Origin of the sequence: Myroides pelagicus, from assembly GCF_009711055.1 — a bacterium.
Lineage (GTDB): Bacteria > Bacteroidota > Bacteroidia > Flavobacteriales > Flavobacteriaceae > Flavobacterium > Flavobacterium pelagicum.
Genome location: NZ_WMJY01000010.1, coordinates 78,217 through 102,273, shown reverse-complemented (window position 1 = coordinate 102,273; position 24,057 = coordinate 78,217). Strand labels below are relative to the sequence as shown.

Here is a 24,057-nt window from a genome sequence, read left to right as displayed (position 1 = left end):
CTAAGTCTGGCGTGTCTACCAATTTCACCATACCCGCGAAACTTGTGGAACTTCCTGTTCCTTTAAGACGTTGCAAATATACAACAGGATTTTTTATGTGCAAGAAAAAAATCTATTTTTTTATTCTTAGCTTTGTCTGTAACGAAATCAATGTACCCTTTTATATTATGAAAGATTCAAAACAATTTGTTCAAGAAAATAAGCAACGCCTTTTAGATGAGCTTATTGAACTATTAAAAAAACCTTCAATCAGTGCTGATAGTGCCTATTCTCAAGATGTAATCAACACTGCTGAAGCAGTAAAAGAAAGTTTAGAAAAAGCTGGATGTGATGTAGTAGAGCTATGTGAAACACCGGGTTACCCTATTGTATATGGTGAGAAAATCATTGACCCAACACTTCCAACTGTTTTAGTATATGGTCACTATGACGTGCAACCAGCTGATCCAATTGAATTATGGACTTCGCCACCATTCGAACCAGTTATCAAAACAACAGATATACACCCAGAAGGAGCTATTTTTGCACGTGGAGCATGTGACGATAAAGGACAGATGTTTATGCACGTGAAAGCATTTGAATATATGATATCTACTAACACTCTACCTTGTAACGTGAAATTCATGATCGAAGGAGAAGAAGAAGTAGGATCTGTAAGTCTTGGATGGTTCGTAAAACGCAACCACGATAGATTGAAAAATGATGTTATTTTAATTTCCGATACTGGAATGATCTCTAATGAACAACCTTCAATCACGACAGGATTAAGAGGTTTAAGCTATGTAGAGGTTGAAGTAACTGGTCCAAATAGAGATTTACACTCAGGATTATACGGAGGAGCTGTAGCTAACCCAATCAATGTACTGACTAAAATGATTGCTTCTTTACATGATGAAAACAATCATATAACTGTACCTGGTTTTTACGACAAAGTAGAAGAATTGTCTCGTGAGGAAAGAGATGAAATGGCTAAACGTCCTTTCTCTTTAGAAGACTATAAAGAAAAACTAGATATCGACGATGTGTACGGAGAAGCAGGCTACACGACAAATGAGCGCAACTCTATCCGCCCTACTTTAGATGTTAATGGAATCTGGGGTGGATACACAGGAGAAGGAGCAAAAACTGTTATCGCTAGTAAAGCCTTTGCTAAGATATCTATGCGCCTTGTACCAAACCAAGAGTGGGAGGAAATCACTGAACTATTCAAAAAACACTTTGAAAGCATTGCTCCAGCAGGAGTACGCGTAGAAGTAAAACCTCATCACGGAGGTCAAGGATATGTGACTCCTATCGACTCTATCGGATACCAAGCAGCAGCTAAAGCATACGAAGATACATTTGGAGTAGCGCCAATTCCTGTGCGTTCAGGAGGAAGTATTCCTATTGTAGCTCTATTCGAAGAAGAATTAGGTTCGAAATCGGTAATGATGGGATTCGGATTAGATACAGATGCAATCCACTCTCCTAATGAGCATTTCGGAGTATTCAACTACCTAAAAGGTATTGAGACCATTCCATTATTCTATCAATACTATACTGAGATGATGAAATAATCTTCAGAGACAAATTATAAAAAGACAAAACGGCTAATGAAAATTCATTAGCCGTCTTTCTTTGCTATAGATAGCAAAAGGTACATATATCCGCTTCTAGCACATCCATCAACTTTTAATACCTATCGCGTATTGGCTCAAAAATTAATAGTGTAACTTCTTCTTTCCCAATAGGCTTATTCTCTTCGCCCTTGGGAACAACAATACATTCATTTTTTTCTAAAGTCACTACTCTATCTCTAAACTGAAGCTCTAGCGTACCTTCTACTACCATAAATACTTTATCCTCATCCTCGTGCTTATGCCACTCGTACTCTCCTTTTAGTTTAATTAAATTTACTTCGTGATCATTTAGGCGCATCAGCGTTTTAATCGTCAAGAACTCTTTTACTTTATCGGCTTCGTCAGCTATATTCACTTTATCTAGGATTACATTTCTCATAATACTATACAGTTATTTATAATCATTAAAAATTATTGAACAAAAATATGTATATTTGTGTACGGTAAAAGCAACATTATATACACATTTAGTAGATAACTACCGCTGTTAAAAACAATTTTATGACGAATGATTTCAACTTGAAAGAGCAAATAGATAAAAATACACCGCCCTTACTCGTGGAAACAAACCACTGTATACATGAAAAGTCTATTACCCAGCAACACAAACAGATAACACTAGATAAAATAAATTTAGACTTCTACCACACTACGCGAAATAGTGACACTAAAACCTATGTCAATATTGAAAAACCGTACATACAAATGCATTTTGAGCTATCCAGTGGACAAACACAATACATACCACGCTTAAAAAAAGGACTATCAATAGAGACGACTCAAGGTAAATATTCGCTGTTCCACTTGCCCAACATAGATGGACACTTATACGATCCAAAAGGAAAAGATTTAAAAAGCCTAGAAATACAACTTTCCAAAGATTGGATTATACAACATGCCGCAGATTCATCAAAGGTAATCTACTCCTTTTTAAAAAACATAACAACCAATACACCTGCATTATTAGGAAATCAATCTTATGAAATAAGTCCTGCTATGCAGCGAATAATCCACGATCTGTACCATTGTCCCTTCGAAGGAACAACAAAAAAGCTTGTCGTAGAAGGAAGTATAATGACACTACTTGGGCTAATATTACAGCAAACTACACAAGACACAAACAAAAAAGAAGCAATTGCACTATCTAAATACGACAAAACAAACATCTATAATATCAAAGAGGAGCTAACAAACAATTACCAGCATCATTACACTATTGAAGAGTTAGCTTTAATAGCCAACATGAACAGAACCAAACTACAAACTGGCTTTAGACAATTATTTAATTGTACCGTACACGACTATATCATACAAACGCGCATGAACAAAGCTTATCACTTACTAGCGCATACGAATATTTATGACATGAACATAGCAGAAGTAGCTAAACACATTGGTTATAGTCATTACAACCATTTTAGCAATGCTTTTAAAAAGCATTTTGGCATTACTCCAAGTACCTTATTAAAAAAGAATAACTAGATCACTACACTGAGATTCACACTAACTTTTATTCTTCTCTTCAATCCAAAGTCCCATATATTTAGTGCTCTGAGCACTTTGATGTTTAAATACTTCACAGAGAAAGTTATCTTGTCGATGTGATTGTAAATTAATAAAAATGGTAGTTAATACATTTTTATAATCACTGCTATAGTAAGATTGATCAAATTGGTCATTCAAAACAGAAACACCTAATAATTGCTTCTCTTTCCACAAAGCCGCATCGGTATATAATGCTATAGCATTTTCCACGAATGTTGACACCTCATCAGTGACAAAACCACCCCAAGCTAAATCTCTTTTCATAGACTCTACACCTACTGACGAAACAACAGAAGGAGTTCCTACATGAATTGCATCAATAAACTTTCCTTTGATACCAGCTCCAAAAGGTATAGGGGCAAGCATAACCTTAGCTTGAGCAATGACCTCTAAAGCGTCATCAGCCCTACCGTGGATAAGGAAACGCTCATTCTCATTGTGTAATTGTAAAACCTTTTGCGTCGGATAAGCACCATAAATATGCATACTTACCTTCGGCAATTTCTTTCGCAACAAAGGCCATATCTCTTTTTTTAACTTCAGTACTGTTTGATAATTTGGTTCATGTATGAAGTTGCCAATAAACACAAATCCTTCTCTACGATCAAAAGGCAACCACTGTTCAACTGACTCTCGAGAAACACGCTCTTCCATAAAGGGTAAATAATACAAGATAGAAGCAGGTATCTTAAATTTATGTGTTAGAAGGTCATATTCATATTTAGAAATTAACAAGGATAAGTCACAGCGCATAATACTCGCTAATTCACGCTTAGCACGAACAGAATATAGAAACGGATTTACGTCCTTTTCGCCTTTTTTAATCATTTCTTCACGTGCATAACGCAAAAAATGAAGGTCCTCAGTATCTAAAATAGTCATCGCTTGAGGACATTGCTCTGTGACACGCCAACCAAACTGTTCTTCCATCATAAAGCGATCATACATCACCACTTGAGGATTAAGCGTAGCGATTACCTCATCAGAACGCTGATCATTCAGCCAAAGCGTTACTTCTTGTACATCATACATAGACAAATCATCACTATAAGCTGATTTATGAGCTGTACTACCAAAATAAATATCCATGCCCCATTGTCGAAAGCAATCCAGTAATTGCAACATACGCTTACCAGCAGCTGATGATCGAGACTCTGGCCATACTTGACCAATAATTAAAATACGCTTTCCTTCTAATGATTCCTTCATATAGCAAAAATAAGCTTTCTAATTATCATTTTTAAACTCTTTTATAATTGCTATTTTTGCACAAAAGAAACGGTATTATGTTAGGATTAAAATTATTAACAGACCCTAGATGGGCAAATATCGCTGAGTCTAACTTAGAAGAGATATTAACAGATCACTGTTGGTGCGAACAAAAAGCAGCAACAAACGCTATTACTCTAATTACCTATAATTCAGAACACGAAGATTTGGTTACTGAATTAACAGATATCGCCATTGAAGAAATGGAGCACTTTAAGATGGTACACCAAATTATCAAAGATAGAGGATACACTTTAGGTAGAGAGCGAAAAGACGATTATGTAAACAAACTATATAAATTCTGTCGAAAAGACGGTAGCCGAAACGATGCTTTTATTGACCGTCTACTATTTGCCGCTATGATTGAAGCAAGAAGCTGCGAACGCTTTAGAGTACTCTCTCAAAATATAAAAGACGAAGAGCTGGCTAAATTCTATCATGAGTTAATGGTCTCTGAAGCAAATCACTATACTACCTTTTTAAAATTTGCTAAGAAATATACGGAAAAAGTAGATGTAGACAAACGCTGGAAAGAATGGTTAGCCTTCGAAGGAGAGCTCATCCAGTCCTATGGAAACAAAGAACATATACACGGTTAAATCCATTAAAAGAAAGAGGGAGTCATTTGTTTGACTCCCTCTTTCTTTTGTATTATATAACTTCATTTACTTTACTTCAGCTATCCACTCAATACCACTTACATCAATTAAGCGTAGTTGTTTTGCCCCTTCCACTTGCCCTATAGACAGAGGTAGCTTCACAACAGCCTTTGCTCCCAACGGAATAATCATACTGTGTTTACCCGATTTGACCTTTGCCACATACGCATTATCAATAGCTTCATCACTTATTTTAGACAAGGCAGAACCGTCCCACTGGGCAATAACTTCACCATCTGCTTTTTCTAATTGAACACCAATTAAAAAAGAACCATACACATCAGCTCCCTCAACGCGATAGACTTGAAAGGACACTCCGTCAGGACTAATCTCAACATCAGTTAGTTCAACCTTAGGTTTTACAGATTTGTTGTGTAAGGTACCAAACACACCTCCATGAAAAACTTGATTTGTATATAATGTCAATAACAAAATAGCAAAAGAACCCACAAAAACAATTGGTTTAAGGTTTGTAATAGGCAATATACCCGACCCTAAAAAGCCAAACCATTTCATTTGTATAAAGCGAATATTTTTTTTCTCTAGATAATAATCCAATGATCCGTACCCCCCACCTGACAAGAATAAGATAAATCCAGTAGCTACACCAAGTACACCTATTTGCCATTCATCAAGACAAGTTGTTCCAATCCAACCAGACCCTAATAGTATTCCCATGGCTAATGAAATGACCCCAATAGACATCAAGCGAGTAAATAATCCTAACATAATAAATAAGCCTACTATAGCCTCTACAATGGTAAAAATAGCCATAGCCCACCACAAGACATCTGGGTTAGTTACTAAGTATTCTATCAGAGGCTTAATCCCTAATGCATTGGGCAAAAAGTGATTGAACTTCACACCAATATATCCAGCTTCCGTTTCTATTAATTTATTGTCTAAGATAAGCCTTCTCCAAAAGGCAGAAAAGTATGTCCAACCAACTACTAAACGAATAGCTAGTGTAAAAAAACCAGCCGTAGTATACGACTGTTTATTAAAAGTTTGCATATATATTTTATTTGTTTAAAATGTAATAGTCTGTTTTACTTCATGATCAAAATCATTAAGCAAGCAGTGCTATTTTCATTCTTTTAAACAAAACATATAAAGGAGGAGAATTACCAGAAATGCGCAATTCTTCATATGATACTACCTTCAAATGACGCGATTGACTTGAAAAATCTTTAGTCACCAGGTCAAAAGAAACGAAGGGAAGTATACGCTGTTGCTCAGTTTTTATTTGCTTTAGGGAAGACTTAGCAGTTACTTCTGCATCACAAAAAACAAAAGAATTACCAACCAGTACCTTACTACCAGACAAAGGCTTCTCTATAGAGACATTCATGGCTTCAAACATGGTTTGTTTGACTGAACACCCTAGCGTCGCAAAGGCAATAATTGCTATACAAAAATAGCACTGGAGCTTAAAAGTTATCTTATTTGCAAAACTAAGCATAAACTGAATTTACACACTTGAAGTCCAAAAATAGAGATTATAACAGCATCAGGCGAAAGTTAAAACACAAACTATTGTTAAACAACTACGTTCATTATCTATTAATGTCCATTTTTTGGGCACGCATATAAAGATTCTAACGACTTCCTAGAAAATATTTTCTATTGCTCACCCCTTGAAAACACAGAAAAAACAAACCATAACAACCTGATATTCTGCATTTAAAAAATAAAAAAACTTGTATATTCAACTTATTAATTCTACTTTCGTAGAACAAACTACAAATGTAGAACAGATGAAATGCAATATTTACTTCTTGACACTTATCCTATTAGCTTTTACCTCTTGTAAAATCAATCAAAAAAAACAAGACCTACCTGTGGGACTGTGGATATACAAAAGTGTAAGCTCAGATGAAGTGAATATTCAAAAAGGAAGGTACAACAATAAAGGACAACAGAAAGGTACGTGGAGATATAGACAAAATGGAAAATTATATAGGAAGGAGAAATATCGAGACTCAATTGTAACTATCACCCTTTATCACCCGAATGGCAAAAGGAGTGGACAAGGCAAAGCACACTATATAGAAGAGAACAACTCCTTACACTTTTATTATAATGGTCTTTGGAAGATCTATGATATCAAAGGAAAAAAGGAAGCTAATAAACACTATGAATACGGAATACTAATCAATACACAAATAATCGAAAAATGATAAAACTACCTCAAACAGAAGAGCAATTAATGGAATATATCTGGGAATTAAAAAAAGCTTTCTCTAAAGAGATTATGGATAAATACTCTGATCCTAAACCAGCTCAGACGACTCTATCCACCTTACTAAAACGGCTTACAGAAAAAAAGTTTATCGACTTTAAAACATATGGTACTACAAGAGAATACTATCCTTTAATCCAAAAGGAAGATTATTTTGCCACACATATTAATACACTTATAGAAACCTACTTTAATAATTCAGCGCTCAATTTTGCCTCTTTCTTTACAAAGAAAAGTAAGATGAATAAAAGTGAACTTGAACAATTAAAAAAAATAGTAGATGATGAACTAAACAAACAATAATCTATGCTAATCTACCTAATCAAAACTACACTCACCCTTTTCATAGGAATAGTAATCTATAAACTATTACTAGAAAATACAACTGCTCATTTATTTAAGCGTCTATTTTTAATAGGCTCCTTGATACTATCCTTGTTATTACCATTGGTTATGATTAATGTTCATAGTTCTGCTGAATCATTTAATCACACTATAGTAGAATTAGATACATTAACGACTGAAATAAGTGGAACTACACAAAGTAAAAGGTGGAACTATAGTAGTCTATTATATATCATCTATGGACTTGGTGTAATAGTAATGACCATAAAGTTCATGTATTCCATAGTACACATACTCAACTTAAAAAAACGGGGAACCATAGTACCGAAAAAAAATCATACTGTTGTTTTATTAACTGATATTAAAACGCCATTTAGTTTTTGTTCAACAATGTTTGTCCCATTAAGTTTAGACCTAAACACAACTAACAAAGTATATCTCCACGAACTAGTTCATATTAAACAGAGACATAGTGTGGATATACTATTTCTAGAGCTTTTAAAAATAATTTTTTGGTTCAATCCTCTTATATACACTTATAAAAAAGCTATTGCACTAAACCATGAATTCTTAGCTGATCAGCATTGTATTGAAAATCAAGACCAAGCCAAAGATTACTTACAATTACTCTTACAACAAACCTATTTAGAGCACTATAACATACTTAGTAGTGCTTTTAACTATAGACTAACCAAAAAACGTTTTATTATGATTACAAAAAAAAGTAACACAAGAAAAAAGTATGCAACCATTGTAATATCGTGCTTTACATTTTTAACTTTTTGTACCTATGCTGTACAAGCGAAAGCAGAACCTAAGCCTCAGCAAGAAAATAAAGTTAATACAACACAAAACTATCAATTCGCATCTTATCCTGGTGGTTTCTCAACTTTTAATCAAGATTTCATCAAAGAGTACAAAATCCCAGAAGGAAGTAAATTTGAAGGGAAAGGACTATTTATTGTACAATTTATGATTGAGACAGATGGGAGTATTTCAGAAATTAATATTCTAAAAGACGTTTACAATATCGGTTATCCAGCCATTGATGTCTTAAAAAAAATGAAGAAATGGGTGCCAGCCCAACAAGATGGTATCCCTATACGAAGCCAATTCACCTTACCTATTACAGTTAATAATAAATAATATTAACAAAAACCTAGAAACTAGACTTTCTAGGTTTTTCTTTTTTTAATTCTTCGTACCTTTCTAATAAAAATAAACAATGTTAAAGTATTTATCAACAATAATATTTCTATTACTCTTTAGTCTAACTAGCACGAATAGCGCTGCTCAAAAGAAAGACACGTCTACACCAATGATCATAAGCAGTGGTCAACTATGTACAAGGACAAATACAGATACGTTAGAGTTTTCAAATCACAAAGGATACAAGCCTGCTCATTCACGTATTAGCTCAAATCAATTATCTCTTAATTTTTCAAATGCTTATTATTCTGCCTTTCCACAAGTACAGATTAAAGTTCCAATCATCATCGTGTTTGAGCTAACAATCTCTGATCGTGGAGAGATTAATTCAGTACAAATTCTAAGAAGTTTACTTCCTGAGGATACAGATGACAAATTAATTACACTAATTGAAGAAGTAACAACAGGAACTTGGGAACCTGCCGTATATAAAAATAAAAAACTAGACGGTCAAGTTGTACTTCCTATTAAAATACTCCCAAAAACACAAAAGCTAAAAAGTAATAATAGAGATAACTAAACGCTGGATATTATAAGTCGTTGTAAATGAATATACACGTCTGAGTTTTAATTCGTCTTTAGTGAATACCAAGCAGGCTTTCGCTGCCTCTATAGCATATCCCTTACCCCAATACTGTGTGGAAGCATATGCCATCCTATCTCCACACTAGGTGCAAAATCAACATCAAAAGTAATGTTTGACAGCCCTACAAAACCAATAAACGATCTACTGCTTTTCTCTTCTACTGCAAAAAAACCATAACCATCTTTTGCTATTTGCTACTTCATATATAAAAACGCTTTCCTCGACTCTTCAGCAGTACGTGTCGATAAAAAAACTCCATAACCTCCTCACTACTATTCATCGCGATATATGTTGATAAATCTTCTTCTTTATATTGACGAAGTAAGAATCGTTCTGTTTCTAAATATGCATTAGAACTAATTATTTCTCTAATTCTTCTTTTACTTTTTTTGTCAAACTGTTATACACCAAATCATACGAATGATCAATTAAATCTTTTAATAATGGCCATTGTACGGCACCTCCTAATTGAATAGAGTTCCAATGCTTTTTACTCATGTGATATCCTGGAGTTATTTCACTGTAATCTCCTCGCAATTCCTCAGCACGCTCAGGATCACATTTTAAATTAACAAAGCAATCTCCCTGCTCCCATTTTCTCAAATTCAACAATAAATACATCTTACCTCCCACTTTAAAAGTAAGCGTTTCTTCATCAAAAGGGAAAGCCTCAATCGTCCCCATTTTAGCCAAACAATAATCGTAAATCACATGAATATCCATAACACATTGTTTATTTAATTAAACTTAGCCTTTCCTTTAGCGGTAAAGTTGCAACAACCAAATCATAGGAGTGGTCTATCCATTCCATTAACTGATCAGTTGAAAAACCTCCTTTCAGATAAATAGTATTCCAATGCTTCTTATTCATCGTATAACCGTGAGTAATCGAAGAATATTTTTCTCTCAATTCAATTGCCAGATCTGGATCACACTTAAGAATAATGTTTTGATTTCCTGCCTCCCAAAAGTGCATTGCAATCATCGCAAATATCTTTCCTCCTATTCGAAAAGTTAACAGATGTTCATCAAAAGGAAAGCCACTTATCACTTGTTGTTTAGCATTACAATACGCGTATAACTCATCTAATTCCATTACTTTACAATTTTATATAAGATTGGTTTACTTGGGCTAGCATCATTTACTAAAGCTGTTATTTGTAAATTTAAAATATATAAACCATCAACTACCTCATCAGCTACATAAATCATTTCTGTGATTGTAGCATTTAAGCGTGCATCTTCATTCAGGTCGTTCACGTCCTTTACATTCCAAAATGCCTTGTGAGCCAAAAGTCTTCCATCGTCCTTCTCTTTATCCACACTAGGCAAATCTATTAATAGATGTTCAATACCTTTCTCACGTAAAAAGACTGCTGCTTCAGACACTAAATAAGGAGGATTTGTATGTGAATACTTTCTGCTTTTTTTATCTATCGTATTAGGTAACGTGCGAATTACAATGGCATTCTGACCATAGTCTACCCACAGTGCTTCAAGTTGCTTCCGCGTAATTATCCTATCACCATCCATTTGCACTTCAGGATCTACTGAGATAACTTGAGCTAAAAACATATAGGACTTCAATGATTCTGAGACAGAGTAAAATTCCTTAGTAATATGCCCTAAACACTCTGTATGTGTACCATGTGCATGTGGATTGAATACAACTGTATTAAAGTTAGTTGAAGAATGACCTGAATCAACCTTCCCTACCCAATCTCCAATCGTAACAGGAGCTATGACAGGTGCAGCTAAGTACCATGCTATCGGGTTTGCATCAGAATTAACCAATGGAATAGAAAGATCAATAGGTTGACTAAAGTCTATTGTATAATTAACACCTTGATAAGTTAATGTTGCTTTCACAGTTTTATTTCAAATCTACCCAAAATAAATTAGATGCGATACCATCACTTAAAAATTTACCTTGATCAGTTATAGTCAACACCTCACCTTCTCGGTGCATTAATCCATCAGCAATAAATCGAGCAGACTCCTTTTCTAGATAACAACCGTATTTTGCCCCCATCTCACGAGTGACACGAGTGATATCTACCCCCCATATTGTTCTAAGTCCTGTCATAATGTATTCATTATAGCGATCATCTACTGTCAAAGTTTCAATTTCTCTCGGTTGATTCCCTTCTTCTATAGCTTTAATATACAACGTATTATTCGCTACATTCCAACTGCGATGTATTCCGTCAAAACTATGTGCTGAAGGTCCAATACCCAAATACTTCTTTCCTAACCAATAGGCTGAATTATTTTTTGAATAATATCCTGGCTTAGCAAAGTTTGACAGTTCATAATGGATATATCCATTCGCTTTTAAAGTTTCGATTAACAGCATAAAATGTTGGTGTGCTACTTCCTCTTTGGGACTAGGTATCACGCCTTTTTGTATTAATTTATTCAAAGCCGTACGCTCTTCTACTGTCAAAGCATAACAAGAAATATGTGGAATACCCAAATCCAATACACGCTGTATATTATCTAACCATTGTGCATTTGATAAGTCAGGGATACCATAAATTAGATCTATAGATATATTGTCAAAATACTGTGTAGCATGACGCAAACAATCTATCGCTTCAGTTGCATTGTGCGCCCTATTCATCATCTGTAGGTCAGATTCATCAAACGATTGAACTCCTATACTGAGTCGATTAACTTTTGACATACTGAGTCGCTTTATTGTCTCTAAGTCTAAATCATCAGGATTAGCTTCTAACGTAACCTCTGGTTGGTCAACTACTTCATAGTGCAAGTAGACTGTAGCGATTAAATCATTAATCTCCTCTACAGTAAGAATACTAGGTGTTCCTCCTCCAAAATAAATCGTTTCAATTTGTTCGCCTTGTAACTCCTCTTTGCGCAAAACTAATTCGCGCTTTAAACAGCCTATTAGCTCTTCTTTCTTTTTCAAAGAAGTAGAAAAGTGAAAATCGCAATAGTGACATGCTTGTTTACAAAAAGGGATATGAATATATATACCTGCCATTACTTTTTCACTCTATCTTGATTCTGTTTGACAAATGCGTCCCAACCACTATAACTCTTTCCGACAATTGTAGTTCCACTATTGTAATAATGACAAACAGCCGCTGCTAAACCATCTGTACTATCCAAATGCTTAGGCAATTCATTAAAACCTGGCAATAACTGTTGCAACATCTTTGCCACCTGTTCCTTACTCGCATTTCCTTTACCAGTTATAGACTTCTTAATTTTCTTAGGCTCATATTCAGTTACTGGTATATCACGCGACAAGGCAGCGGCCATAGCGACTCCTTGTGCTCGACCTAAGGTCAGTAAAACTTTAGGATTATTATTTCCGTAAAAAGGGGCCTCAATTGCAATCTCATCCGGATGATGCGTCTCAATTAGTTCTATTGTTCGTTCAAAGATTAAACGCAAGCGCGTATATTTATCAGGATACTTTGACAAAATCAACTCATTTAATTGTAAAAACTCCATCTTCTTCTTCACAATACGGATTACACCAAATCCCATAATATTCGTTCCCGGGTCTATTCCCAATATCACTCTATCTATTTCCAAACTCCTAAATTTAACTACTGTTATAGCGATTACTATTACTCAAAACCAACGGTCTTTTCATTGTCAAATTTTTCACAATGTAGTCGTTGAAAAGAAATAATCATTTACTTTGCAGCAATGAAAATTCCATACGACAAAACTAAGCAATATCTCGTACTTCTAATCAAAATTCTAGTGGTTAGTGGTGCTTTTTATTATATATACAATCAGCTATCCAAAGACGATACACTTGACCTCGAACTATTGACTTCTATCATTAGTAAACCAGAGAATAGTCTGTCAGTTATCTTACTTTTATTACTGACGTTCTCCAATCGCTTTGTAGAAATACTCAAATGGAGAAACCTTAGTTCTACAATAAAACCTGTCACCATTGCCCAATCGACCAAACAAGTACTTAGCGCATTAACACTTGGAATTTTTACACCAAATGGCATTGGAGAATACGCAGGAAAAGCACTCTATTTTGATAAAAAAGACACCCCTCGTGTCATCTTCCTAAATATGGTCTGCAATGGAATACAGGTCATTTATGCTATTGTATTTGGTCTATTAGGTCTGAGTATTCTGAATTTATTTCACCCCATTGTACCCAACCACTATCTCTACATCACTTATGCTGTCATTGCGGTAGTAGTCACATTACTTTTCTTTGTACGCAACTTTGCAATCAAAGGCTATTCTATTCAGACAATTATAAAATTAATCAATGAAATCCCAAAAAAGAAACATCACTTAAACATTGGACTTGCATTTTTACGTTATGCCTCATTCACCCATCAATACGTGATCTTATACTACTTATTTGGCGTGGAACTCCCCTATTTTGAATTACTGTGTGCAGTCTCTGCAATCTATTTGCTAGCCTCTTCACTACCCAATTTCCAATTCTTAGAATTTGCCGTTAAAGGTAGTATTGCTATGTTTATCTTCAGTACCTTAGGCGTTAGTCAATGGATAGTTGCCTTAGTCGCTACTTTAATTTGGCTACTCAATATTGTACTACCAGTAAGTATCGGGAGTATTTTCGTTCTCACCTTTCGCTTAAAGAAAGATTAATAGTATTTATGGATTTCTAGTCAAAACAACAGGAACAATAAATTGACTTGTCACTGGTACTCCACGCTTTGTAGCAGGGTAAATCGCAGGGAAATCTCTTTTCTTACTAACGAGCAAACTATCTATTAACTTAGCTTGTACAGCCAAGCTATCAGGCAAATTGTATGCGACTAATTCGAGTTTTGAATCTGCATTAACTGTAACGAGTATTTGAATTTCATTCATATCTTTAAACTTCCCATACAAGGTGTCTTGGGAAAATCGCAATTGCAACTCTTTCGTCATACTATCGAAAAAACAAGCTTTGCGCTGTGCAATTTCTTCTAGAGTATCACAACCTTCGAAACTAGGATACGTATCTACTTTGGACCAATCTATTTTATCCAACTCTTTTTGCAATAATTCACCTTCTTTTCCTATCTTAGAACTTGAAAAATTACAAGTGGTAAAAGTAAATGATAGTGCGACAAGAAAAAACAATCTATACATACTTAATTACTAAGGTAAAACGTTTAATAATCAAAAATACAAAAAAAAACAATGGAATATTTTCTGTTAATATTAAGTCTTGTCTTACTTATAGTAGGACTAATCGGAAGTGTTCTGCCAGGACTACCAGGACTACCATTTAGCTGGTTCGGTATATTAGCTTTATACTTTGTAGACGGAGTAGTAGTTAGTGGCTATTTACTTTGGGCAACAGCCATTGTCACAATTGCGATCACCATTCTTGACTACGTCATTCCTTCTATGGGGACAAAAAAACTAGGAGGTACCAAATATGGGGTTTGGGGGACAAATATTGGATTGGTAGTCGGATTACTTACACCAATACCCTTCGGTTTCATCTTAGGTCCATTTTTAGGCGCATTTATTGGTGAACTAATTTATCAAAGCAGTGATATTGAACGTGCCTTCAAAGCAGCTGTAGGTTCTTTCCTAGGCTTTTTAGCTTCTACAGTAATGAAGGTAATCGTAGGGTTCATATTCTTTGGTATTGGATTGTATCTCATTATAAAGAACTATGCAATTTGGTTCTAATATAACAAAAAGAGTACTGATAAGCGAATGTGTTTATCAGGACTCTTATCTATTTTCGTTTATACCATAGTGGTCGCTCTACAAAAGTTATTGCAATACCACACAAAATGATAAAACCTCCCAAGACCATCTGACGAGTAACTTCTTCATCTAATATCCCCCATGCCAATAAAGCTGCTAACAAGGCCTGACTTAATAAACTCAAGGATACACGTGTTGCACGCATATATTTAGTCGCATAACTCAACAACAACCATGCAAGTAACTGACAAACGATTCCTTGTACAAATAAAGTAGCCCAACCCGCTGTACTAAAGCCTGTAAAACTTGAACCTCCTAACCAATTAATTACCCCTAAAAAAACAGATGACACTAATAAACTATACGTCATAAAAGGTACAACGGCAACTTCTTCTAATATTCGTTTACTAACCAATATATAACATGCATACAAAATCCCAGATAGTACTCCTAACCCAAAAGGTAAATCAAATGATAAACTCATAAAGACATCTGCCCCCACCAAAACAACCATACCAACAAGTGCAACGACTGTTCCTATCCAAAAATTTAAGCTAGGCTTATTGGTTAAAAAGAAATAACTTCCTACCCCTACCCATACTGGTGCAAGATTAGTCAATAAAGTAGCTTGTGTTGCTGTTGATCCTTGTATTGCTTGATTCCAAACAGCAATATCGGAACCAAAAAACACTCCACTCAACACAATTAGAAGCATCGTATTTTTATTGTACACTTTGAATTGTTTAGTCAATAAGGCGTATGGGAGTACAAAGACTAAGGCAATTGCCATGCGATAAAACGCAGAGATCAAACTCGGCGTCAAACTCATCTTTACGATAACAGGAAAAATAGAAATACATAATATCCCTATAATAAGTGCTATTCTTGGCTTAGAAAGCATATCTATCTAGATTAAATTGTAAATTACAAAGTAACAATCATTTTCCACAATACCGACGATTTAAATATATTTGTATACAATCATTTCTCCACAACAAAGAAAATGCAAATTTATCTAAACCATTTACAAGCAAATGTATCCATTTCAAATCCAATGACACCCCTTACTGAATTGTCTCCTATCCATGAGAAAAATGAATACAATGCTCATACTTTTAAAATTGGAGAAAAGAAAGTCATCTATAGACAGGCAAAAATCACCCCAAAAAAGATTGGACTATTTGTTGCTATTTGGAAAAGAAATAAACAAGGTATTACTCAACCCTATCAAACTGACGATGCTTTTGACTTTATGATGATCAGCGTACAAACAGACAAATGCAATGGTTATTTTCTATTCCCAAAAGAAGTTTTAGGTTCCCTTGGAATTATCTCGACAAACAATAAAGAAGGAAAAAGAGGGATGCGTGTATATCCGACACTAGAAACTGACATGAACAAGCAAGCCTTAAAGACCTACCACAGTCAAATATCCTTTTTTCACGTGGTAAAATAGGTTAACAATAAACATACATGCCTAAAAACCTTCTCACAACCAATTACAAGTTGATTACTTAGCTTTGTGTTTTCACAAAGGAGCATAAACAGAGTATCTATTGGTTTATCTCATGCATTGTGATACAGATTCACCTCATTTTCATGCTCACCATACCCAGTAGTTGTAACTTCTATAACGCCTTCTTTGAATACTATACTTTCTATGAGGGAAGGTCTACTTTTAATATACGCTCAAATTCTGTATCTAATAACTATATCTACTATAAAAAACTCAATTTCTATTCAGACCAATACTTTTCAAACATCTTACTCTATTTTAAAAAAATTTTCAAATAAAAAAACATTTAATTACCTACAATTCAACTTTTTACACTAAATTTAAGATACAACCAAAAACGTATTATTATGCTTAACTTACTCTTCTTCTGGCAGTTTTTTTTACTTTGTATACCTCTTGCCTACTTATTCCTATTAATTTACTGTATATTTAGACTTAGAAAAATATCATTGAATAATGAACAAAAAATCAGTTGGATCTTTTTAATAGTATTAATCCCTTTTTTCGGTGCATTTTCATTCTTAATCATAGAAAAAACAGATGTATTATAATTTTTTAATAACAATACGCCTCAACACTGGCTTTACATATAAGATACCATAGAATATACTCATAAATAGCTTTTCTTAAATACAATGGTATTAGAGCAGTTTTTCGTACAAATAAGTTTACCTTTCTTCTTTTAATCTTTACTCATTCCTAGATACTATTTTTTAAGATATTTTTTTATCTATATTTGTAATTATCATATTGGTTTATTATTAACGTAATAACGAAGAGGGAATTAGGTGTAAATCCTAAACAGACCCGCTGCTGTAAGCTCAATATAAATTTAACAAACCTTGTGTTCCACTGTAAGATTATTTGATTATGGGAAGGACGTTTGCTTAAAAGAGTAAGTCAGAATACCTGCCAAACATGATACATCGTTTACTGTTTTCGGGTATAAGACACTAAACATAGGACAACACTACTGCGGATAGGTGTTTGAATATGTCTATGACTCCCCAAAAACATAGACTAATACCATATCCAAAAAAATGAATACAAAACACTACCTATTAATTATTTTCTTTTTCTGTTGGGGAAATCTTTCTTTGTGGAGTCAAACTTCGAATGATTCGATTACTACACTAAATGAAATTGTCATTCAGAAAGAAGTATATAAAGATCTCATTCCCGTACAAACTCTAGAAGGTGAAAAATTAGAAAAACTCAATAGTTTTACTGTTGCCGATGCTCTACGCTACTTCTCTGGAGCTAAAATAAAAGATTATGGAGGAATGGGAGGTCTTAAAACCATTGATGTGAGAAATATGGGCACACACCATGTCGGCGTCTTTTATAATGGTGCTCAAATAGGTAATGCTCAAAATGGTATTGTTGATTTAGGAAAATTCTCTCTAGATAATGTACAAGCTATCAAATTATATAACGGACAGCGCAGCTCAATCTTTCAATCTGCAAAAGAATACGCCTCTGGATCTACTGTTTATATTCAAACTAAAAAACCAGTCTTTAAAGACGATAAACAAGTAAATATTGCAGGAAAATACAAAGCCGGTACTATTCAGCTTGTTAACCCTTCTATTCGAACTGATTTTAAAGTTAATGAAAACATCAGTACGACAATTAGTGCAGAGTATATATCCTCGAATGGAAAGTATAGATTTAGACAGAAAAAAAACAATATTGACGGAAGTATTGCCTATGATACAATAGGTTACCGTTTGAATTCGGATATTGAAGCCTACCGCATTGAGAATAATTGGTTTGGCCAAACAGACAAAGATACTTGGCAAGCCAGTCTTTACTATTACCAATCAGATAGAGGCCTACCTGGCGCTGTAATCAAAAAAAGTGATACTACCCTTGAAACGGAAAATATCAACGAGCGCCAAGCGGATAAAAACGTTATGGCACAAGGAGAATGGACTCGCTTTGTTTCAGACCACTACCAATTTCAAATAAAGGGTAAATATGCTTATGATCAACTGCATTATTTATCTCGAAAAACAGTTGGTTTTCAAGGAGAAGAAGTAACCTACAACCCTCAGTTTGACAATACTTTTTATCAACAAGAATACTTTTTATCTGCAGCCCACTTATATAAAATCAACTCAATATGGGAGGTTTCCTTAGCAACTGATTTACAATACAACAAATTAAATGCTACGCGAAAAGGACAAGGCACCCCCTTTTCCTATCCAGAGCGCTATACTTTTTATACAGCATTAGCTACTAGTCTGAACTTAGGGAAATTCAAAGCACAGGCTAATGTATTAGGTACTTTTACTAAAGAAAAAGTACGTGTAAACTACCAAGCTCCAAATCGCTCAGTTTTTACACCTTCGATCTTTTTAAGTTACCACCCCTTCGAAAATGAAAACTTAAATATTCATACGTATTATAAACAAACGTATAGACTTCCTACTTTTAACGATTTGTATTATACGCAGATAGGAACCGCAAACCTAAAACCTGAAAACGCAAGACAACTGAACCTAGGTTTTACTTACAACAAACACTTTGAACATACTTTCTGGAAAGAAATACACTTGAATGTCGAAAGTTACTACGCACACATAACCGATAAAATAATTGCCACTCCAACATCGAGTATGATGAGATGGATGATGACAAACCTTGGTAAAGTGCAAAACTACGGATTAGAGGCTGCTATTGGTACTAACATAGCACTTGCAGACAACTGGCAACTATCAACCAATGCGACTTATGAATACACAATTGCAAAAGATAAAAGTACCACAATATATGGACAGCCTTCATATTATGGTGATCAAATTCCATACGCTCCTTGGCATTCAGGCTCTGCTATTATTAACCTAGATTACAAAGACTGGTCAATGAACTATAGCTTTATTTATGTCGGAAAACGCTATAATGGCAACAAAAACAATATCCCTAGAAATGAAATACAACCGTGGTACACACATGACTTGTCCCTACAAAAAGGATTTACTTGGCGTGAGTACAAATTTAAAGGAAGCATCGAAGCTAACAACCTTGCTAATCAATATTACGAAGTAGTTAGCAATTTCCCAATGCCTGGTCGTAATTTCCGTTTCACTTTAAGTTTTGAACTATGAAAATAAAAAATATTCTAATCCTTTCATCCTTTATACTACTCTTCATTAGCTGTAGAAAAGACGAAATGATTTTCCTATCAGATAGTTCTGAAGTATCTATCCCTATTTCTACAGAACAATACAACGGTTTCTATCTTTTGAATGAAGGGAATATGGGTATGAATAGAGCTTCTATTGACCTATTTGAATATGAAAAAGGACTTTATACACGCGATATTTTCTCTGAACGCAACCCGAGTATCACCAAAGAACTAGGCGATGTGGGTAATGACATACAAATCTATGGAAGTAAAGTATATGCAACTATCAATGTCTCTAACTTCGTAGAAGTATTCAATGTCGAAACTGGAAAACATATCAAACAAATACACGTACCTAACTGTCGATACCTAGCTTTTAAAGACGGTAAAGCATACGTTAGTTCTTATGCAGGAAAAGTAGAAATGGACCCTAATGCAGAACGTGGTTTTGTCGCTGAAATTGACACTTTATCTCTAGAGATTACCCGTAAAGTAGTTGTCGGCTATCAACCCGAAGAAATGGTTGTAAAAAACAATAAACTTTATGTAGCCAATTCAGGTGGATATCGCGACCCTAACTACGATACTACAGTGTCTGTCATTGACCTCCCAAGTTTTGAAGAAATCAAAAAAATTGACGTAGCTATCAATCTACACCGCATGGCTATAGATCAAGCAGGAGATATCTACGTTTCTTCTAGAGGTAATCACAAAGACATAGCTCCTAATCTATTTGTAATAGATTCCGAAACTGACCAAGTGATTAAAAACTTAAATGTCCCTGTTTCTAATATGACGATAGATGAGGATAGGCTGTACTACTACGCTTCCCCTTTTAATTACGGTACTGGGCAAACCACCGTTACCTATGGAATCTTAAATACTGATACTAAGCAGGTAATCACTAACAATATTATCAAAGATGGTACGGAAAAAGGTATTCTTATTCCTTATGGTATAGCAGTTAACCCAGAGACTAAGGAGATTTTCATGACAGATGCACAAGATTATATAGGAACTGGCTTTGTCTATTGCTATAGTCCCGATGGATATCTTAAATGGAAGACTACTGGAGGAAACATTCCAGCACATATTGCATTTATAAAAAAATAACTAACTATTATAAAAATGAAGAATTACAAATTTCGATTAAGTACATTCGCTCTACTATGCTTCTCTACTGTGGCATTCTATAGCTGTTCAAGTGACGACAACTCAGATACTAGTGATCCAATACCAACAGAAAACCCATTAAATCTAGCGCCTAACTACACGGTCGATAGAAGTAAACTAGTATTCATAAAGCCAGACTTAAAACACTTTACTAATCCTAATTTACAATGGAAGGTCATAGAACAAAAGAATGTAGTAAAAGACTCTTTGATTAGTCAAGATACACAATTAGACTTTGTCGCTTTAAAAGACGGAAAGTACACTATTGCCGTTGAAGCTAAAGACAATAAAACAACTGTTAATCAAGAATTTGATATTATAGTTCAAAAAGAAAGTCAACCTTATAGTTCAAAAATAACCAAAGTCTTTGAATACAGACCCTCATACGGTCAATATGTAAATAAATTGCCTAAATATGAAGAAGGTGATACACAAGAAACAATGAACCAAAAGGCAGAAGATAATTTAGTTAATGATAAAATGATCACTCTTGGAGGATTTGGAGGCTATGTTATTTTCGGCTTCGATCACACGATTGTCAATGTACCTGGTAAAAGAGATTTTAGAGTCTTAGGAAATGCTTTTCCAAATAGTTCTGAACCGGGTATCGTAATGTTAGCTTATGACAAAAATCAAAACGGAAAACCTGATGATGATGAGTGGTACGAGATAAAAGGTAGTGAATATGCAAATCCAAAAACTATTCACAACTATGAAATCACTTTCTACAAACCATCTGCTAAGTTAGATGCTATAAACAAAGGTTTTGATGAATACATTAAGTATAAAAACAATCAAGGAGAAGAAGGATACAAAGCGAAAAACTCTTATCATAATCAAAGTTACTATCCTCTTTGGATAAATGAAGAAAGCATTACTTTCAAAGGAAGCAAACTTCCAAATAACGCAACTGATATTGGTGGAAACGGTAACAATTGGAAATTACCTGCCTATGAGTATGGCTATGTCGATAATCACCCAAAATATCACGATGAATCGGCTTTTGATATAGCTTGGGCAATAGATAAACAAGGAAATAGTGTAAAACTACCTGGTATTGACTTTATCAAAGTTTATAATGCGATGGATCAAGAAGCAGGCTGGTTTGGAGAAACTTCAACGGAAGTTGTTGGAGCATGGGATCTACACGAAAAAGGAATAAATATAGAAACGAGAAAATAATTTTTATAATGAAAAACAAATTACACAAACTTGGTTTTTACCTATTCTTAGGTATTGGGATTTTAGGAACAACATTTACAAGTTGTTCAAGTGACGACAATGGCGTAACAAACATCGCTGTTGCCAAAGAAGACTATCAATCCTTAACAGGTGAAGAAGTAACTATTGATCCAAAAATTGGTAGAGCCGGAGCTACCTATACCTGGTATAATCATCGTGAATCAAAAACAATTGGCGATCAGGAGATCCTAAAACACACATTTGCAAAACCCGGTAAATATAACCTATCGTTAAAAGTAGAAGAAGCTGGAGCGCTAGATATATACACTTATACTGTAACTGTAGACAAAAATTATGATTACAATTACGTAGTTACAGACCTTACAGAGATTAATCTTAGTGATGGCATATCAACAGCTGGTGGTAAAATATGGAAAGACACCTTTACGGATGATGCAGAACTAAAAACAGGTATCTTCAATATAAAACACATCGCTATTAATGAGTGGCACACATGGATGGGCTTTACTGTATCTAATAGTACAGACAGTGCAGACCACATTAACTCAGAAGGTGGTTGGGTGAAAAATCAATGGGGAACAATGGCAGGAGGTGCTGTAAATGGAGCGGGTAAACCATTTTTAGTTTCATTTGCTGACCATAAGCCACACCCTAATTTACTTGACCCTACTAAACCAGTACCTTTAGACAGGTTCTCTTCAGTGATTACAATCGACGATCAGGCAAATACCTATAAAGCTGTTAGTACACAAGTAGCTATTAGCCCTTGGCCATATTACGGTATCTTAAAAGGAGACGCTTTTGCTCGTAAATTTGAAAAAGGAGATTACTTTGCCCTACATATCTATGGAGTAGATGCTGATAATATGCTAACTTCAGATACACCAGTTACTCATTATTTTGTCGATTTCAGAAATGGAGTAAATGAGATTAACACAGACTGGTCTAAAGTTGACTTGTCATCTTTAGGAGAAGTAAAACATTTAGTTTTTTTCTTAGAAACTACAGATGTAGGTGACTGGGGTGCGAATACAGCTCTATATTTCACAATGGATCAATTAACTGTTGATAAAGTAGAGTAAACTACCCACTATACAAAGCAGCAAGTGCAATAATAACAAAGCACTTGCTGCTTTTTTTTGATCCATTTTTTCACAAAAAAGCGCTTTCTGTTGCCAAGCTAGTGATATACGTGCAGTATTCGTGCAGTTTACTAGCCCAGAGGCAGCTTCTTGGCAAGGAAACCTCAAGCATACTGCAAGCAAAGGTCAAGAAAGCTAGGACAAAAGATACATATAAGTAAGCCATCTATCCTATGCCTCATTGTTAATAAAAACACGCTAACACATCCCCCCCTGCCAATAGTGAAAAGAGTTTCAACTTATAGTATTCATAAAATGAAATTCAACTCATGATAAGCACAGAGCAGAATACATAAAAAATCTTTTGGAGTCAACTATACAGCTTTATGTAGATACAACACTTTTGTAATAGTGTGCGTCATATACTAAAATTAGCATACAAAAAAAAAGAGCTCAGTTCTATTAACTAAGCTCTTTTACTTGAGCGGAAGACGAGGCTCGAACTCGCGACAACCAGCTTGGAAGGCTGGAGCTCTACCAACTGAGCTACTTCCGCAAATGATGCGATTTTAAAACTTACACCTAGTTTTTTGAGCGGAAGACGAGGCTCGAACTCGCGACAACCAGCTTGGAAGGCTGGAGCTCTACCAACTGAGCTACTTCCGCATTTTGTGAGGGCAAATATAATGCTATTTTCAGAATCAATGCAAGATTTTTTTAAAAAAAATATAGTTTTTTATACCTCTTTCCTAATACACACAGATAATCAATAAAATAGCTAATTTAAAAGT

Annotated in this window: 27 protein-coding genes, 2 tRNA genes and 1 riboswitch; of the genes, 15 read left to right on the top strand and 14 right to left on the bottom strand. The window is 34.8% G+C overall.

From position 1 onward, the window contains the following. Window positions 1-167 precede the first annotated feature (167 nt). Window positions 168-1,556 (top strand): dipeptidase, encoded by a 1,389-nt coding sequence (locus GJV77_RS06435; protein ID WP_155035558.1) that lies wholly within the window; start codon window positions 168-170, stop codon window positions 1,554-1,556. A 115-nt stretch (window positions 1,557-1,671) separates the two neighbouring features. Here the strand turns inward: GJV77_RS06435 and GJV77_RS06430 are convergent, their stop codons facing one another. Further along, window positions 1,672-1,998, bottom strand: a complete 327-nt coding sequence (locus tag GJV77_RS06430; RefSeq protein ID WP_155035557.1) for a cupin domain-containing protein — start codon at window positions 1,996-1,998, stop codon at window positions 1,672-1,674. Between the two features lie 122 nt (window positions 1,999-2,120). Between GJV77_RS06430 and GJV77_RS06425 the strand changes: the two genes are divergently transcribed. Then, complete coding sequence (locus tag GJV77_RS06425; RefSeq protein ID WP_155035556.1) at window positions 2,121-3,101, top strand: helix-turn-helix domain-containing protein; 981 nt, start codon at window positions 2,121-2,123, stop codon at window positions 3,099-3,101. A gap of 21 nt (window positions 3,102-3,122) precedes the next feature. On the opposite strand, the gene GJV77_RS06420 is transcribed toward GJV77_RS06425, so the two are convergent. Then, the gene (locus GJV77_RS06420; protein WP_155035555.1) at window positions 3,123-4,373 is read right to left on the bottom strand and encodes a glycosyltransferase; all 1,251 of its coding nucleotides are present in this window, start codon (window positions 4,371-4,373) and stop codon (window positions 3,123-3,125) included. A gap of 77 nt (window positions 4,374-4,450) precedes the next feature. On the opposite strand from GJV77_RS06420, the gene miaE reads away from it, so the two are divergent. Then, window positions 4,451-5,032: a tRNA-(ms[2]io[6]A)-hydroxylase gene (gene miaE / locus GJV77_RS06415; RefSeq protein WP_155035554.1), complete on the top strand. Its 582-nt coding sequence runs from the start codon at window positions 4,451-4,453 to the stop codon at window positions 5,030-5,032. 66 nt (window positions 5,033-5,098) lie between these two features. Here the strand turns inward: miaE and GJV77_RS06410 are convergent, their stop codons facing one another. Together GJV77_RS06410 and GJV77_RS06405 are read right to left on the bottom strand one after the other, a co-directional pair. Then, entirely contained in the window at window positions 5,099-6,106 is a 1,008-nt protein-coding gene (locus GJV77_RS06410; protein WP_155035553.1) for a TQO small subunit DoxD, read from the bottom strand. 55 nt (window positions 6,107-6,161) lie between these two features. Continuing rightward, window positions 6,162-6,554 (bottom strand): hypothetical protein, encoded by a 393-nt coding sequence (locus GJV77_RS06405; RefSeq protein ID WP_155035552.1) that lies wholly within the window; start codon window positions 6,552-6,554, stop codon window positions 6,162-6,164. Between the two features lie 295 nt (window positions 6,555-6,849). On the opposite strand from GJV77_RS06405, the gene GJV77_RS06400 reads away from it, so the two are divergent. The 4 genes from GJV77_RS06400 to GJV77_RS06385 all read left to right on the top strand — a co-directional run bounded on the left by GJV77_RS06400 (window position 6,850) and on the right by GJV77_RS06385 (window position 9,408). Then, window positions 6,850-7,272: a hypothetical protein gene (locus tag GJV77_RS06400; RefSeq protein ID WP_155035551.1), complete on the top strand. Its 423-nt coding sequence runs from the start codon at window positions 6,850-6,852 to the stop codon at window positions 7,270-7,272. After that, complete coding sequence (locus GJV77_RS06395; RefSeq protein ID WP_155035550.1) at window positions 7,269-7,637, top strand: BlaI/MecI/CopY family transcriptional regulator; 369 nt, start codon at window positions 7,269-7,271, stop codon at window positions 7,635-7,637. The genes GJV77_RS06400 and GJV77_RS06395 overlap by 4 nt, the downstream gene beginning before the upstream one ends. 150 nt (window positions 7,638-7,787) lie before the next feature. After that, complete coding sequence (locus GJV77_RS06390; protein WP_162521578.1) at window positions 7,788-8,825, top strand: M56 family metallopeptidase; 1,038 nt, start codon at window positions 7,788-7,790, stop codon at window positions 8,823-8,825. Window positions 8,826-8,904: 79 nt separating this feature from the next. Further along, window positions 8,905-9,408 (top strand): hypothetical protein, encoded by a 504-nt coding sequence (locus tag GJV77_RS06385; RefSeq protein ID WP_155035548.1) that lies wholly within the window; start codon window positions 8,905-8,907, stop codon window positions 9,406-9,408. On the opposite strand, the gene GJV77_RS14900 is transcribed toward GJV77_RS06385, so the two are convergent. From GJV77_RS14900 to ruvC, 6 genes are all read right to left on the bottom strand, one after another. Continuing rightward, window positions 9,382-9,543, bottom strand: a complete 162-nt coding sequence (locus GJV77_RS14900) for a GNAT family N-acetyltransferase (protein WP_240142828.1) — start codon at window positions 9,541-9,543, stop codon at window positions 9,382-9,384. The genes GJV77_RS06385 and GJV77_RS14900 overlap by 27 nt on opposite strands. A gap of 291 nt (window positions 9,544-9,834) precedes the next feature. Then, window positions 9,835-10,197 (bottom strand): MmcQ/YjbR family DNA-binding protein, encoded by a 363-nt coding sequence (locus GJV77_RS06375; RefSeq protein ID WP_155035547.1) that lies wholly within the window; start codon window positions 10,195-10,197, stop codon window positions 9,835-9,837. Between the two features lie 10 nt (window positions 10,198-10,207). Continuing rightward, window positions 10,208-10,570, bottom strand: coding sequence for an MmcQ/YjbR family DNA-binding protein (locus tag GJV77_RS06370; RefSeq protein ID WP_155035546.1), 363 nt, complete (start codon window positions 10,568-10,570; stop codon window positions 10,208-10,210). Next, window positions 10,570-11,343 (bottom strand): cyclase family protein, encoded by a 774-nt coding sequence (locus GJV77_RS06365; RefSeq protein WP_162521577.1) that lies wholly within the window; start codon window positions 11,341-11,343, stop codon window positions 10,570-10,572. The genes GJV77_RS06370 and GJV77_RS06365 overlap by 1 nt, the downstream gene beginning before the upstream one ends. A gap of 4 nt (window positions 11,344-11,347) precedes the next feature. Continuing rightward, the gene (gene hemW / locus GJV77_RS06360) at window positions 11,348-12,481 is read right to left on the bottom strand and encodes a radical SAM family heme chaperone HemW (RefSeq protein WP_155035545.1); all 1,134 of its coding nucleotides are present in this window, start codon (window positions 12,479-12,481) and stop codon (window positions 11,348-11,350) included. Beyond that, a complete protein-coding gene (gene ruvC / locus GJV77_RS06355; RefSeq protein WP_155035544.1) occupies window positions 12,481-13,041 on the bottom strand; it encodes a crossover junction endodeoxyribonuclease RuvC in 561 nt (186 codons plus the stop codon). The genes hemW and ruvC overlap by 1 nt, the downstream gene beginning before the upstream one ends. A 117-nt stretch (window positions 13,042-13,158) precedes the next feature. Here ruvC and GJV77_RS06350 point away from each other — a divergent pair, with 117 nt between their 5' ends. Then, on the top strand, window positions 13,159-14,100 hold the full coding sequence (locus GJV77_RS06350; RefSeq protein WP_155035543.1) for a hypothetical protein: 942 nt from the start codon (window positions 13,159-13,161) through the stop codon (window positions 14,098-14,100). A 6-nt stretch (window positions 14,101-14,106) separates the two neighbouring features. Here the strand turns inward: GJV77_RS06350 and GJV77_RS06345 are convergent, their stop codons facing one another. Further along, window positions 14,107-14,589, bottom strand: a complete 483-nt coding sequence (locus GJV77_RS06345) for a hypothetical protein (RefSeq protein WP_155035542.1) — start codon at window positions 14,587-14,589, stop codon at window positions 14,107-14,109. A gap of 51 nt (window positions 14,590-14,640) precedes the next feature. Between GJV77_RS06345 and GJV77_RS06340 the strand changes: the two genes are divergently transcribed. Continuing rightward, window positions 14,641-15,141: a DUF456 domain-containing protein gene (locus GJV77_RS06340; protein WP_155035541.1), complete on the top strand. Its 501-nt coding sequence runs from the start codon at window positions 14,641-14,643 to the stop codon at window positions 15,139-15,141. Between the two features lie 49 nt (window positions 15,142-15,190). Here the strand turns inward: GJV77_RS06340 and GJV77_RS06335 are convergent, their stop codons facing one another. After that, a complete protein-coding gene (locus tag GJV77_RS06335) occupies window positions 15,191-16,063 on the bottom strand; it encodes a DMT family transporter (RefSeq protein ID WP_155035540.1) in 873 nt (290 codons plus the stop codon). Between the two features lie 102 nt (window positions 16,064-16,165). Here GJV77_RS06335 and GJV77_RS06330 point away from each other — a divergent pair, with 102 nt between their 5' ends. The 6 genes from GJV77_RS06330 to GJV77_RS06305 all read left to right on the top strand — a co-directional run bounded on the left by GJV77_RS06330 (window position 16,166) and on the right by GJV77_RS06305 (window position 23,266). Then, on the top strand, window positions 16,166-16,618 hold the full coding sequence (locus GJV77_RS06330; RefSeq protein ID WP_155035539.1) for a MepB family protein: 453 nt from the start codon (window positions 16,166-16,168) through the stop codon (window positions 16,616-16,618). 407 nt (window positions 16,619-17,025) lie between these two features. Further along, window positions 17,026-17,229 (top strand): PLDc N-terminal domain-containing protein, encoded by a 204-nt coding sequence (locus GJV77_RS15065; protein ID WP_155035538.1) that lies wholly within the window; start codon window positions 17,026-17,028, stop codon window positions 17,227-17,229. Window positions 17,230-17,413: 184 nt separating this feature from the next. Further along, a riboswitch (cobalamin riboswitch) is annotated at window positions 17,414-17,609 on the top strand. Window positions 17,610-17,718: 109 nt separating this feature from the next. Next, window positions 17,719-19,788, top strand: a complete 2,070-nt coding sequence (locus tag GJV77_RS06320) for a TonB-dependent receptor (RefSeq protein WP_155035537.1) — start codon at window positions 17,719-17,721, stop codon at window positions 19,786-19,788. Next, the gene (locus GJV77_RS06315; RefSeq protein WP_155035536.1) at window positions 19,785-20,921 is read left to right on the top strand and encodes a YncE family protein; all 1,137 of its coding nucleotides are present in this window, start codon (window positions 19,785-19,787) and stop codon (window positions 20,919-20,921) included. The genes GJV77_RS06320 and GJV77_RS06315 overlap by 4 nt, the downstream gene beginning before the upstream one ends. 15 nt (window positions 20,922-20,936) lie before the next feature. Beyond that, window positions 20,937-22,163, top strand: a complete 1,227-nt coding sequence (locus GJV77_RS06310) for a cell surface protein (protein WP_155035535.1) — start codon at window positions 20,937-20,939, stop codon at window positions 22,161-22,163. Between the two features lie 8 nt (window positions 22,164-22,171). Beyond that, a complete protein-coding gene (locus GJV77_RS06305; protein ID WP_155035534.1) occupies window positions 22,172-23,266 on the top strand; it encodes a DUF4465 domain-containing protein in 1,095 nt (364 codons plus the stop codon). A gap of 483 nt (window positions 23,267-23,749) precedes the next feature. On the opposite strand, the gene GJV77_RS06300 is transcribed toward GJV77_RS06305, so the two are convergent. Then, window positions 23,750-23,822 (bottom strand) — tRNA-Gly (locus GJV77_RS06300). A 37-nt stretch (window positions 23,823-23,859) separates the two neighbouring features. Further along, window positions 23,860-23,932, bottom strand: a tRNA-Gly gene (locus GJV77_RS06295). Window positions 23,933-24,057 lie beyond the last annotated feature (125 nt).